Annotated in this window: 12 protein-coding genes; 11 read left to right on the forward strand and 1 reads right to left on the reverse strand. The window is 58.6% G+C overall.

What is annotated here, in order from left to right:
- Positions 1-489: 489 nt before the first annotated feature.
- From EKN83_RS00005 to EKN83_RS00040, 8 genes are all read left to right on the forward strand, one after another.
- Positions 490-2199, forward strand: a complete 1710-nt coding sequence (locus EKN83_RS00005; RefSeq protein ID WP_126800064.1) for an ABC-F family ATP-binding cassette domain-containing protein — start codon at positions 490-492, stop codon at positions 2197-2199.
- A 196-nt stretch (positions 2200-2395) separates the two neighbouring features.
- Positions 2396-3406 carry an alcohol dehydrogenase AdhP gene (gene adhP, locus EKN83_RS00010; RefSeq protein WP_032647362.1) on the forward strand — a complete coding sequence of 337 codons (1011 nt, stop codon included), beginning with the start codon at positions 2396-2398 and terminating at the stop codon, positions 3404-3406.
- Positions 3407-3555: 149 nt separating this feature from the next.
- The gene (locus EKN83_RS00015; protein WP_045286731.1) at positions 3556-5175 is read left to right on the forward strand and encodes a TIGR04028 family ABC transporter substrate-binding protein; all 1620 of its coding nucleotides are present in this window, start codon (positions 3556-3558) and stop codon (positions 5173-5175) included.
- A 10-nt stretch (positions 5176-5185) separates the two neighbouring features.
- The gene (locus EKN83_RS00020; protein ID WP_088244206.1) at positions 5186-6130 is read left to right on the forward strand and encodes an ABC transporter permease; all 945 of its coding nucleotides are present in this window, start codon (positions 5186-5188) and stop codon (positions 6128-6130) included.
- Positions 6127-6978 carry an ABC transporter permease gene (locus EKN83_RS00025; RefSeq protein WP_126800065.1) on the forward strand — a complete coding sequence of 284 codons (852 nt, stop codon included), beginning with the start codon at positions 6127-6129 and terminating at the stop codon, positions 6976-6978. Before EKN83_RS00020 ends, EKN83_RS00025 begins: the two co-directional genes overlap by 4 nt.
- Positions 6975-8582, forward strand: a complete 1608-nt coding sequence (locus EKN83_RS00030; protein ID WP_126800066.1) for a dipeptide ABC transporter ATP-binding protein — start codon at positions 6975-6977, stop codon at positions 8580-8582. The genes EKN83_RS00025 and EKN83_RS00030 overlap by 4 nt, the downstream gene beginning before the upstream one ends.
- Positions 8579-9568, forward strand: coding sequence for a putative FMN-dependent luciferase-like monooxygenase (locus EKN83_RS00035; protein ID WP_126800067.1), 990 nt, complete (start codon positions 8579-8581; stop codon positions 9566-9568). The genes EKN83_RS00030 and EKN83_RS00035 overlap by 4 nt, the downstream gene beginning before the upstream one ends.
- A gap of 10 nt (positions 9569-9578) precedes the next feature.
- Positions 9579-10670 carry an alkylhydroperoxidase domain protein gene (locus EKN83_RS00040; protein WP_126800068.1) on the forward strand — a complete coding sequence of 364 codons (1092 nt, stop codon included), beginning with the start codon at positions 9579-9581 and terminating at the stop codon, positions 10668-10670.
- 6 nt (positions 10671-10676) lie between these two features.
- Here EKN83_RS00040 and araJ read toward each other — a convergent pair whose 3' ends face one another.
- On the reverse strand, positions 10677-11852 hold the full coding sequence (gene araJ / locus EKN83_RS00045; RefSeq protein ID WP_126800069.1) for an MFS transporter AraJ: 1176 nt from the start codon (positions 11850-11852) through the stop codon (positions 10677-10679).
- A 166-nt stretch (positions 11853-12018) separates the two neighbouring features.
- On the opposite strand from araJ, the gene ppk2 reads away from it, so the two are divergent.
- The 3 genes from ppk2 (at position 12019) to EKN83_RS00060 (ending at position 13451) form a co-directional block, all read left to right on the forward strand.
- Positions 12019-12837 carry a polyphosphate kinase 2 gene (gene ppk2, locus EKN83_RS00050; RefSeq protein ID WP_025758869.1) on the forward strand — a complete coding sequence of 273 codons (819 nt, stop codon included), beginning with the start codon at positions 12019-12021 and terminating at the stop codon, positions 12835-12837.
- A 102-nt stretch (positions 12838-12939) separates the two neighbouring features.
- On the forward strand, positions 12940-13128 hold the full coding sequence (locus EKN83_RS00055) for a hypothetical protein (RefSeq protein WP_126800070.1): 189 nt from the start codon (positions 12940-12942) through the stop codon (positions 13126-13128).
- On the forward strand, positions 13128-13451 hold the full coding sequence (locus EKN83_RS00060) for a CcdB family protein (protein ID WP_045286740.1): 324 nt from the start codon (positions 13128-13130) through the stop codon (positions 13449-13451). Before EKN83_RS00055 ends, EKN83_RS00060 begins: the two co-directional genes overlap by 1 nt.
- The last annotated feature ends 4 nt before the right edge of the window (positions 13452-13455 follow it).

The raw sequence follows: 13455 nt of genomic DNA on the forward strand, positions 1-13455 counted from the left end.
CATGACCAGTGAACGTGCCAGGGCGGCTCAATCGCCACCGCCCTGGCCTTACGGAAACGCTTCGGCGATTTACAGCCGGACCAGGGCATCGCTGTAAGTCATTAATTTTGCTGAAGCAACGTTCATCGCTTCAGGTAAAAAATTACTGGGGATTCCTCAGCCCTTCGGGAGAGGGAATGGTTCCGAACCCTCAATATGAATCACACATTCACGCCCCACTAGCCAAACCCCTTTTCCCCCGCTACACTCCTTTCATCCATTAACCCACTGAATATATAAGGAGGCCAATTATGCTGTACTGTGAAATTTTCAATGTTTCACATACATTTGGTGATCGCACCTGCTCAAGCGTTATCGGTATCGTGCTGCGATAACTTCTGCTTGAGCGAAGACACCAACCCCTGAAATCCCTTCTCTCGGGCTTACTGAGTTATCGTCAGCGATGTTTGACGAGGCATAAACATGCCTGTAACTCCTGGGTAAGCAACAATGAGCACTTTACTCACTGCACAATCTTTACGCGTTGATACGGCGTTTGGCACGCTCTTCGACTCTCTCTCCTTTACGCTGAAAAAAGGCGACCGCATTGGTCTGCTGGGCGACAACGGCTGTGGCAAAAGTACGCTGCTGAAGGTGCTGGACGGCACTGACTCTCCTGCTGCGGGGACGGTAGCGCTGGCCGGGCACTGCCTGATGGCGCGCGTGGAACAACATCTGCCGGAGGCGATTCATCCGCTGACCATGCTGGATGCCGTTCTGGCCCGCTTGCCCTCTGCGGAACGCGACAGCCTGCGCTGGAAAGCTGAAACGCTGCTGGCGGGCATGGGCTTTACGCCGCAGGATATGGCGCTGCACGCCGCCACGCTCAGCGGCGGTCAGCACACCCGCCTGCTGCTGGCGCGGGCGCTGATCCACGAGCCAGATCTGCTCCTGCTTGATGAACCCAGCAACCACCTGGACCTGCCAACCATGCTCTGGCTGGAGCATTTTTTACAGCACTGGTCAGGCAGTTTCGTGCTGGTCTCGCATGACAGACAGCTGCTGGATGCCGTCACCAACGGCAGCTGGATCCTGCGCGATAAAACGCTGCACTACTTTGCCCTTCCCTGCACGGCGGCACGCAAGGCGCTGGAAGCCAGGGATGAAAGCGACGCGCAACGCCACAAGGCGGAGCAAAAGGAGATCGACCGCGTGACCGCCAGCGCGAAGCGGCTGGCGACCTGGGGCAAGGTGTACGACAACGAAGACCTGGCCCGCAAAGCTAAACAGATGGAAAAACAGGTCGAACGCCTGAAAGAGAGCCAGACCTCGCTCACGGCGGGTAGCCCGTGGACGTTAAGCCTGCGCGGTGACGCGCTGCGGGCAGACCGTCTGCTGGAGATGGAAAACCTCAGCGTCCCGCCTGCGCCAGGGCTACCGCCGCTGTTTAACATCGAAACGGCACGGCTGAAAAGCGGCGATCGCGTGGCGATTGTCGGGCGTAACGGCTGCGGTAAATCGTCGTTAATGAAGCTTATCTGGCGACATTTTACCGATGAACCGGCGGACTGCGGGCTGAAAATCCATCCGCGCGTCTCGCCGGGCTATTACGATCAGACGCTGAACCAGCTCCCGGATGACGCCACGCTGCTTGATGCGCTGGAGCCTTTCGCGCCCGACCCGCAAAACCGGAAGATGGCGCTTATCAGCGCCGGATTCCCGTGGTCCCGTCACGGGCAGAAAGTCAGCACGCTCAGCGGCGGCGAGCGTTCACGCCTGCTGTTTGTGGGCCTGACGCTCGCCCGCTATAGCCTGCTGATGCTCGATGAGCCAACCAACCATCTGGACATGGAAGGCAAAGAGGCGCTGGCAGAAACGCTGCAGCAGTTTGAAGGTGGCGTGCTGCTGGTCAGCCACGATCGTCAGTTAATTAGCCAAAGCTGCAACCGCTTCTGGCTGATAGAGGACGGTACGCTGAGCGAATGGCACGACGCGGAAGCGGTGTTTGCGCGGCTGCGTGAAAGCGCGGGGCTGGTAATGGCCACTGCGCCCGCTGCCGCCGCGACGGTTCAACCCTCGCCGTATGACGATCTGCTTGAACGACTGGTCGCGCTGGAAACGCTGCTGGCAGACGATCTGGCGCGCAAACCGAAACATCAAAAACCGCAGCTTCAGGCGCAATGGCGTAAAGAGATAGAGGAGATAGAAGCACAGCTGTAAATCTGCGCCCGGCGAGCGCCTCGCCGGGCCAGCATTTTCCCCCTTAATTATTAGAGGAACGCCGTATTCTTAATCTGAAATCGGATTAAATGATGACATTATGTTGCCGCAGCCTTGCATTACCAGGCTAATGTATTAATCCTTAAGGGGTATTACACCTGCTATGCAGATTCTTATCATGAACAAGGAGATACACATGAAGGCTGCTGTTGTCACTCAGGATCATCAGGTCAATGTCACCGAAAAAACCTTACGCCCGCTGAAGCACGGAGAAGCCCTGCTGAAGATGGAGTGCTGTGGCGTATGCCATACCGATCTTCACGTGAAGAACGGCGATTTCGGCGATAAAACCGGCGTGATCCTGGGCCATGAAGGGATTGGGATCGTCAAAGAGGTCGGCCCTGGCGTGAAATCGCTGAAAGTCGGCGATCGCGCGAGCGTGGCATGGTTTTTTGAAGGCTGTGGCCACTGCGAATACTGTAATACCGGCAACGAAACCCTGTGCCGCGATGTGAAAAACGCCGGTTACTCCGTGGATGGCGGCATGGCGGAAGAGTGCATCGTCACCGCGGATTACGCGGTAAAAGTGCCGGACGGTCTGGATTCGGCGGCGGCCAGCAGCATTACCTGCGCTGGCGTCACCACCTACAAAGCCGTGAAGGTATCGGGTATTAAACCGGGCCAGTGGATTGCCATTTACGGTCTGGGCGGGCTGGGTAACCTCGCGCTGCAGTACGCCAAAAACGTCTTTAATGCCAAAGTCATCGCCCTTGACGTTAACGACGAACAGTTGAAGCTGGCGGCCAGCATGGGCGCGGATTTAACCATCAACTCCCGCAGCGAAGATGCCGCGAAAATTGTGCAGGAAAAAACCGGCGGCGCGCATGCAGCCGTGGTGACGGCCGTGGCAAAAGCGGCGTTTAACTCGGCAGTGGATGCCGTGCGCGCCGGTGGCCGCGTGGTGGCGGTGGGTCTGCCACCGGAAGCCATGAGCCTCGATATTCCGCGTCTGGTGCTGGACGGCATTCAGGTGGTCGGTTCCCTGGTCGGCACCCGTCAGGATCTGCAGGAGGCGTTCCAGTTCGCCGCGGAAGGCAAAGTGGTGCCTAAGGTCACGATGCGTCCGATCGAGGACATCAACGCCATCTTCAAAGAGATGGAACAGGGCCAGATCCGTGGCCGTATGGTGATCGACTTACGTTCATAATCGTCCACCTTTCATCACCGCTCCTCTCCGGGGCGGTTTTTTTATAGCCATTTTCCGGCAATCCTTATCTTAATTCCTTTGTTCCCTTGTTTTCCCCCGCGCCCGATGATGAATCCGACGCTAACAAGAAGATAACAAAGGAATTCACCATGCAAACCCCATTTCGTCTGCCGCTGCTGACGGCGTTAATTCTGACGACCACCGCAGCCTGGGCCGCTGATGCGCCCGTCAAAGGCGGCACGCTGATTTATCTGGAGCAACAGGCCCACACCAACCTCTATCCGCCTGCGGGCGGCTTTTACCCCAACGGCGGCATTCTGAACCAGATCACCGACAAACTGACCTGGCAGAACCCGAAAACGTTACAGGTTGAGCCCTGGGTGGCCGAAAGCTGGACCACCAACGCCGATAAAACCGAATACACCTTTAAACTTCGCCCTGGTATCACCTTCTCCGACGGCACGCCGCTGGACGCAAACGCCGTAGCGAAAAACTTTGATACCTACGGCTTAGGTAACAAAGCGCAGCGTCTGCCGGTGTCCGAAGTGATCAATAACTACGATCGCAGCGAGGTGGTCGACCCGCTGACCGTCAAGTTCTACTTCAAAAAACCGTCGCCGGGGTTCCTGCAGGGGACTGCCACCATTGGCTCGGGTCTGGTCTCGCTCAGCACCCTGAAACGCAACTTTGAAGAGCTGGGGGATGCGCGCCACATCATTGGCTCCGGCCCGTTTGTGGTGAAAGACGAAAAGCTGGGGCGCGAAGTGACGCTTGAAGCCCGCAAAGATTACCAGTGGGGGCCAAAAAATCTGCCGCAGCAGGGTCCGGCCAATCTGGACGGCATCAAGTTTATCGTCACCCAGGAAGACAGCGTGCGCATCGGCGCTCTGCTGGCCGGTCAGGCGGATTTTATTCGTCAGGTACAGGCGTATGACGAAAAGCAGGCCACCGATCAGGGCTATAAAATCTATGCCGCCCCGACGCGTGGGGTGAACGACAGCATCAGCTTCCGCCCGGACAACCCGCTGGTTTCCGACGTTCGCGTTCGCCAGGCGCTGCTGCACGCCACCAATGCGAAACAGGTGGTCGAAACCCTCTTCTCGGCTAACTATCCGCAGGCGAAGTCCGTGATTGCCGGTTCTGCCGCAGGCTTTGTCGATCTCAGCGACAAACTGACCTTTGACCCGGCAAAAGCCAACCAGCTGCTCGATGAGGCAGGCTGGAAAGCAGGCAGCGACGGCATTCGCGCGAAAGACGGCCAGCGGCTGGCGCTGACGGTCTATGAATCATTGCCGCAGCCGCAAAACAAAGAGGTGCTGCAGCTGGTTGCCCAGCAGTGGCGGCAGGTGGGCGTGGCCCTGAGCGTCAAAGCCGGTGACGCAGGCAGCCGCACGCTGGATAACCTTGACCCGCTGAAAACCCCGTTAACCGTCTCCGAAGTCGGCCGCGCCGATCCGGATGTGGTGAAGAGTATGTTCTACCCCGCTAACCGCGACGCGCTGCTGCAAAAAGGCGGGTCCAGCGACAAGGTTAAAAACTTCCGCGACGACAAGCTGAATGCGCTGCTGGTAAACATCTCTGCGGAAGTCGATCCGCAAAAACGCCTGCAGCTGACGGGCGACGCCCAGCGCTATCTGCTGGATAACGCCTACGTCATCCCGATCTTCGAGGAGCCGCAGGTCTTTGCCGGCGCCCCGTGGCTGAAAGGCGTGAATTTCGAAGCGGTAGGCCGCCCGTCGTTCTACGGCGCGTGGATTGAGAAACACTGAGGAGCTGACGATGCGCCACGCACTTCTTCAACGTTTCGGGCATGGGCTGCTGGTGCTGTGGGCCGCCTTTACCCTCTCGTTCGTGTTGCTCCAGGTTCTGCCGGGCGACGCGGTGCTGATTAAATTTCAGAACCCGGACCTGGGCTTAAGCCCGGCGCAAATCGAGGAGATGCGCGTGGCCTATGGCGCGGACAGTCCGCTGTGGCAGCAGTATGGCCATACGCTGCTGGCGATGCTGCGCGGCGATTTCGGCTACTCGTTACAGGCAGGCGTGCCGGTCAGTGAGCTGATTGCCAGCAATCTGCCGGATACCCTGAGCCTCGCCCTGCCCGCCTTTTTACTCGCGGTTGTACTGGCCTTCGCACTGGCCTTTGCGTCGCGGCTACCGGGCCTGCGCTGGTTGAGCAATACCTTCCAGTCTCTGCCGGTCCTGTTTATCTCCTTACCGACGTTCTGGCTGGGGATTGCCCTGATCCAGCTTTTTTCTTTTCAGCTGCGGCTGATCCCGGTGATTAACCCGACGCCGTTACAGGGGCTGATCCTGCCCATCGTCACCGTCGCCATCCCCATCTCCGCCCCGCTGGCACAAATCCTGATGCGCAGCCTGGACCAGGTGGCGACCCAGCCGTTTGTCGCCGTTGCCCGGGCCAAAGGGCTGAGTGAAACCGCCGTCCTGTGGCGTCACGTGACCGGCAACGCCCTGCTGCCGGTGCTGAATATTGCCGGGCTGCTGCTGGGCGAGCTGATTGCCGGAGCGCTGATCACCGAAACCGTTTTTGGCCGCAGCGGGCTGGGGCAACTGACCCAGCAGGCGGTCAATAACCAGGACATCGCCGTGCTTCAGGCGGTGGTGATGATTTCCGCGCTCGGTTTTGTCCTGATCAATCTGCTGGTGGATCTGCTGATGCCGCTGCTGGATCCCCGGCTGCAACCCCTATCCGGAGGTGCTTCATGAGTCTGGTCGATTACGCTGCCGCCGCGCGTAAACGCGTCCCCAGCTGGCAGGGCGTCGCGTGGCAGCCCGGACTGTGGCTGGCATGGGCGGTCATTGTGATTGCGATTTTCGCCGCCGCGGCGCCGGGCCTGTTAACCCACTACAGCCCGATTGAGGGCATCGCGGGCGCACAGCGTCTGGCCCCGCAAGCCGGCCACTGGCTCGGCACCGATCAGCTTGGCCGCGATGTTTACACCCGTATTGTATATGGTGCGTCCCACTCCCTGAGCGCGGCGCTGGCCGCCGTCACGATGGGTCTGTTGGTGGGCACCGGTTTAGGGGTGGTTGCCGGGGCGTTCGCCGGACGCGTTGAGTCTTTCCTGATGCGTTTTGTCGACGTGCTGCTCTCCATCCCGTCCCTGCTGCTCTCGCTGACGGTGATCATTCTGCTCGGGTTTGGCACCGTTAATGCCGCAATTGCCGTGGGCGTGGCTTCCATTGCCAGCTTCGCCCGCCTCGCGCGCGGTGAAGTGGTGCGCATCCGCCATACGGATTATGTCGAGGCGGCGTTTGGCAGCGGCGGGACGTTCCTGGCGGTGCTGTGGCGACATATCCTGCCTAACGCCTTAACCGCCGTCCTCGCCTTTGCCACGCTGCAGTTTGGTCAGGCCATCCTGGCACTCTCCACGCTGAGCTTTCTCGGCTACGGCACCCCGCCGCCCGTGCCGGAATGGGGCTTATTGATTGCCGAAGGCCGTAACTATCTCTCTACCGCCTGGTGGTTAACCACCTTCCCCGGTGTGGTTGTCATCGCCGTGGTGCTGGCGACCAACCGAATCAGCCAGCAGTTCAGCGGAGGCCCGAAATGACCGTACTCTCGGTAGAAAACCTGACCCTTAGCTACCGTACCGCGCGCCAGTGGCGGGAGGTAGTGCATAACGTTAGCTTCACGCTCCGTCGGGGGGAAATGCTGGCGCTTGTCGGTGAATCCGGCTCCGGCAAAACGACCACGGCGCAGGCGATCATCGGTCTGCTGGCCGACAACGCCCGGCGTGATGCGGGAAAAATCGTACTCAACGGTGAGGAGATAAGCCAGTGGTCCGCTAAGCGTCTTGATACCCTCCGCGGGGCGCGCATCAGCCTGGTACCGCAGGATCCGGGAAATTCGCTCAATCCGGTAAAAACCATCGGCGCGCAGGTTGGCGAAATTATTCAGCTGCACCAAAAGGTAACGGCACTCCAGCGCGACGAGCAGGTGCTCGCCCTGCTGACTAAGGTTGGCCTGAGCCATCCCGAACAGCGCATGAAGCAATATCCCCATCAGCTTTCCGGCGGGATGAAACAGCGGGTGCTGATTGCCATCGCGATAGCGCTGCGCCCGGACGTCATCATTGCCGACGAGCCCACCAGCGCGCTGGACGTGACCGTGCAAAAACGCATTCTTGACCTGCTGGATCGCCTGCGCCAGGAATCGGGGACCGCCGTCCTGTTTGTTACCCACGATCTGGCACTGGCCGCTGAGCGCGCGGACCGGCTGCTGGTTTTCCGCGATGGCGAGGTTCAGGAACAAGGAAACACCGCCGATATCGTCCGTACGCCGCAGCACGCCTACACCCGCCAGCTGCTGAGCGATCTCCAGGGCCAGCGCCTGACCATCGCCCCGGTGGCCGGTCTGCCGCTCGCCTCACCGGCCATTCGCGCCCGCGCCATCAGCAAACGTTTCTCGCTGGGCAAAGGCCATCAGTTGCAGGCGCTGGATCAGGTGACGTTCGACGTCAGGCGCGGCAGTACGCATGCCCTGGTGGGTGAATCGGGCTCCGGGAAAACCACCCTTGCCCGTATTTTGCTGGGCTTTGAACAGGCCGACAGCGGGCAGGTCATTATTGACGATATTGATGCCACCACGCTCAGCCGCGAGGCCCGTCGCCAGCTGCGCCAGAAGATCCAGTTTGTCTACCAGAACCCGTTTGCCTCGCTCGACCCGCGTCAGACCCTGTTTGAGATTATCGAAGAGCCGCTGAAGAACTTTTCCCGCCTGCGCAAAGCGGAGCGCAAAATCCGGGTGGAGACCGTGGCGCAGCGAGTGGCCTTGCCCGTCGACCTCCTGACCCGCACCGCCCGTGAGCTGTCAGGTGGGCAGCGCCAGCGCGTGGCCATCGCCCGGGCGCTGATCCTGGAGCCGACCATTCTGGTGCTGGACGAAGCCACCTCCGCGCTGGATGTCACCGTTCAGGCGCAGATCCTGGCGTTGCTGCAGCAACTGCAGCAGCAGCTGGGGTTGACCTATCTCTTCATTACGCACGATCTCTCCACCGTGCGCCGGATCGCTCACAGCGTCACGGTGCTGCGCAGCGGTCAGGTGGTCGAGCACGGTGACGTCGGAACCTTGTTCGCTGCGCCGCAGAGCGCCTATACCCGCGAACTGATTGACGCCATTCCCCATTTTTCACCCGCTACGGAGGAGTTCGCATGACGCGAAAACGCCTGGGGTTTTTCACCCGCCTGCTTGACGATGCCACACCGAAGGTGCGTTATCGTCTGGCCACAGAACAGATCCGCCACGCTGAACGCCACGGCTTTGACAGCGCGTGGATTGCGCAGCACCACTTTCATGAAAGTGAAGGCGGTTTGCCGTCGCCATTGCTGTTCCTGGCCCACGTTGCGGCGCATACCGAAACCATCCGTCTGGGCACAGCCATTATTACCCTGCCGATGGAAAACCCGCTGCGCGTGGCGGAAGATGCCGCGGTGCTTGATTTACTCGCCGATGGACGTCTTGAAGTCGGGCTGGGGTCAGGCGGCACGCCCACCTCATTCCTGCCGTTCGGCCTGACGTTTGAGGCGCGCGCAGCCGCGTTTGCCGAGAACCTGCACGTGCTCCAGAGCGCCTGGCGTGGGGATTCGCTCGCCCATCCGGATAACCACTTATACCCACCGGCACCGCAGCTGGCTGACCGCATCTGGATTGCCACCTTCTCCGTGGAGGGGGCCGTGCGGGCAGCCCAGGCCGGACACGGCTTAATGCTCTCGCGCACGCAGCCGCGCCCGGCAGAACAGCCTGATCTCACGCTCGACGCTATCCAGAACCCGATTGTGGATGCCTACCTTGAGGCGCTACCGGCAGGCATCGCGCCGCGTATACTCGCCTCACGCACCGCGTTCGTCGCCGACAGCGATGACTATGCGCTGAAAGTAGCGACGCCGGGTCTCACGAAACAGGCACAGCAGCATCGCGCTGCCGGACACGCAGTTAAAGGTGACACCGTCACGGATTATCGTCGTCAGTTTGACGCCCATATCGGTTCACCCGACACGGTACTGCGTTCACTGCACGCCGATTCCATTCTCAGGCGCGCCACGGATATCTCGTTCCAGGTCCATTCGGTCGAGCCCACGCACCGCGACACCCTACGCTCCATTGAGCTGATTGCCGAACATATTGCCCCCCACATTCTTTGAGGAGAGACCTATGTCATTAAGTCAGGATATTCTTGCCGAGCTGGCGGAAATTAAACCCGGTTCCCCTCTGGCAGAGGCGCGCGCCACGCGGGACGCCGCCGCGCGCCATGCACAGGGCAGCTATGAAATCCTCTTTAGCCAGCAGGATGAAGATTTTGCACTCGACGAGCGTTTCGCCGTGGCGGCGAAAGTGGCCAGGTGGCACAACGCGGAGGCGCTGGCTGCGCACTACGCCGGGTTTGGCCTGGCTGACCCGACTTCAGACCGCCTGACCCCGGCGCTGAACTTCGCGCGCCTGCTGACCTTCTCCCCCGTTGAAGCCACGCCGGCGGCGCTAAAGGCGCTGACCCATGCAGGATGGAGTAAGGAAGGCGTTGTCACCCTGGCGCAGCTTATCGCGTTTGTCAGCTTCCAGAGTCGACTGATCGCCGGACTGCGTCTGCTTAACGACAGGCCCGTTGCCACAAGCGATGCACCGGTGGCCGCGGGTATCTGGCATACAACGCCAACCACGGTCACCGGGAAGGCGGCACCCGTCGCCTTCACCCAGCAGGAGCTGGGCTGGGAGCCATGGTTAGCCGCCAAACCGCTGGCGGAATTCCGTGACGATGAGGTGGCGATCCTGGCGAAATTTGGCCACACGGACTCCGACTATTTCCGCCTGCTGGGGCGCAACCTGCCGGTGCTTGAACAGCGCACGCTGACGGATAAAGGCATTTTTTATACGCCGGGAGGATTGCCGCGTGCCGAGCGTGAGCTGGCTGCAACGGTCGCCAGTAAAATCAACGGCTGCATCTACTGCGCATCTGTCCATGCGCGTAAAGCCAGCCAGCTGTCTAAGGATGACGGCGCGGTGGAAGCACTGCTGGCGGTACGTCCCGGGCAATCCCTCAGTGAGGGGCAGTCTGCACGCTGGCAGGCGGAAATTAACTTCGCGGCGGCGCTGTCGGTTACACCGCCTGCCGCCACGCCGCTGCACCTTGCCGCCCTGGAAAAAGAGGGGCTGGATACCTTAGCGCAGCTTGATCTGGTGCAGTCCGCGGCGTTCTTCGCCTGGGCCAACCGCCTGATGCTGACCCTCGGCGAGCCCTGGCTTGCCTGACCCGTTTCAGGCTAGCGCGCGAGCGTTAGCCTGAGCCTCTCTGGCCCGCAGATAACCGTAGATCAGCAGCGCACTCATGGCCGAAAACGAGAGGAACGCCGCAGGCAGCGTGACGTAGCGCCAGCTAAAGCCGAGGGTAATCATCATTCCGCCAAAGTATGCGCCAATCGCGCTGCCGAGATTAAACGCCATCTGCCCGCCCGCGGCCCCCAGCATCTCCCCGCCCTTCGCATTTTGCAGCAGCAGGATTTGCAGCGGCGCAGAGAGCGCGAACAGCCCGGCGCAGCAGATAAAGCCCATCACCAGCGAGGCCGTTTTCAGTTCGCCAAAGGCGAAAAGCAGCAGCAGCGAGGCGACAATCACCATGTCGGTGGTGGCCGCAATGCGCAGCGGACTAAAACGCCCCGAGAGCTTACCGCTCAGCAGATTGCCCAACACCATACCCAGGCCCATCAGCATCATGATGAGGGTCATCGCCCCTTCTTCGATGCCCGACACGTTGACCATAAACGGTTTAACGAAGCTAAACCAGGCAAACACGCCAGCGTTGCCAAACATCGTGGCGGCAAAAATCAGCCAGGGTTCGGGCTTCTTCAGAAACTGGAACTGCTCGGTCAATTTAATTTCTGATTTGTCATGAATATCCGGCACCCAGAGCAGCACCGAGAGGATCACCAGCGCATTGAACGCGGCAATCACGAAAAAGGTATAGCGCCAGCTGAACTGATGCCCAAGCCAGGTGCCCAGCGGAACGCCCATCAGGTTGGCCACCGTCATACCAGCAATCATCCCGGCCACCGCGACCGTCACCTTCCCCGGTGGCGCAATTTTCGAGAGGATAATTGCCCCGACGCCGAAAATCGCGCCGTGAGGGAATCCTGAAATTAAGCGCCCCGCCGCCAGCCAGAAATATGACGTTGAAAAGGTAAACAAGGTGTTTCCGACGGCGGACATCGCCACCAGAAACAGCAGCGTGGTTTTTAACGAGAATTTGCCGGAAAACAGCGCCACAATCGGCGCGCCGATGACGACGCCGAAGGCATAAAACGAAATCATATTTCCGGCGGAGGGAATGGAGATACCCGTGTCCTGCGCCAGTTCGGTCAGGACACCCATAATGCCAAATTCAGCCATGCCCAGGCCAAAGGTGCTCAGCGCTAATGAGAAAATTGTCTTTTTCATACCACAACCACGTGTGAAAAATTCGCAGCGGGCATTATTGAACAATCTTGTATGGTGAGCCAGTTCAAATCAGCTGGCTGACACGTTAATCCATTTATTCAGGTGGATTACACTTCATAGTGCGGCCTCGCTTTTTCTCGCGCCGGACAACCTGAGGATGACAATCATGGGAAGCAAAAAGAAAACCAGTGTCGCTGTTGATGTCGAAGTGAATACACCGCTTAAAAATAAAGAGTATGAAAAAGAGCTCCGCCGTCTGCACGTTGAACTGGTTAAGCTCCAGCAATGGGTCGTCGCCAAGGGATTAAAAGTGTGTATCGTTTTTGAAGGTCGCGACGGCGCCGGTAAAGGCGGCACCATTAAAGCCATCACCGAGCGCGTCAGTCCTCGCGTATTTCGCGTAGTTGCCCTCCCAGCCCCGACGGAAAAAGAAAAAAGCCAGCTCTACTTCCAGCGCTATGTGCCCCACCTGCCTTCGGCAGGCGAGATCGTGATTTTCGATCGCAGCTGGTACAACCGTGCGGGCGTGGAGCGGGTAATGGGATTCTGCACGGAGGAACAGGTTGAGAAATTTTTGGACGGCGCGCCGGTCATGGAAAAAGCAATGGTCGATGCCGGCATTATCCTGCTGAAATACTGGCTGGAGGTGACGCCGAAGGAGCAGGAGCGCCGCCTGCGCGACCGGATTAACGATGGTCGTAAGATCTGGAAGCTTTCGCCGATGGACATTAAGTCCTTTAACCTGTGGGACGAGTACACTCTCGCACGCGACGCCATGTTTGAAGCCACCGATACCGCCTGGGCGCCATGGTTTGTGGCACGTTCAGAAGATAAAAAACGCGTGCGCCTGAATATTATTTCGCACCTGCTTTCGCAGATCCCGTACAAAGAACTGCACGTTGAAAAGGTCGATTTACCGAAACGTAAAATTGGTAAAGTGAAGCCAACGAAATATCCGTTCCGGTATGTGGAAGAGCGGTTTTGATATAACTGGAAGACGTCTCGCAGAATATAGATTACCAGGGGAAACGGTATTGTTTTTTGTTGGCTGCGGTTGATAATGGCCGCACCAACAAAGGAGGTAAAAATGAAACATACCGCAAAAACAAAACAGGGTCAGAACATCTCATCGCGTAAGCCCTGTTGTCATGCTGAACAAAGCGCTACCAGACGACATCAGCTATCAGAAGAAGATGGTGCATTTATACGGGCAATGAATGAGTTTGTTGAGAAACATGGAACGATTACTGATGATGATTTTTTCAGGGTGCTTTAATGCTGAAACAATTCAACGTTTATCGTAATACGTCTGCCGCAACCCGGGACAGGCTTCCTTACTATATGCTTATTCAGGATGATTGCTATGATGACCTTGCCACACGTGTAATCGTACCTCTTGCCAGAAATAACAGACTACCGTTATGGCAGAGCCAATTGGCTCCTGGCGTTAATATCGATTTTGAAACGCTACTGATTTATTCGCCAATGATAACGAATATTAATAATCAAAAAATTAATCCTGAAAATTTTGTGTGCAATCTACGTCACGCACGTCATGACGTTATAGCGGCAATCGATCGTTTACTCACTAACACATGACGTA

Origin of the sequence: Enterobacter sp. WCHEn090032 (genome assembly GCF_003986875.1) — a bacterium.
Lineage (GTDB): Bacteria > Pseudomonadota > Gammaproteobacteria > Enterobacterales > Enterobacteriaceae > Enterobacter > Enterobacter sichuanensis.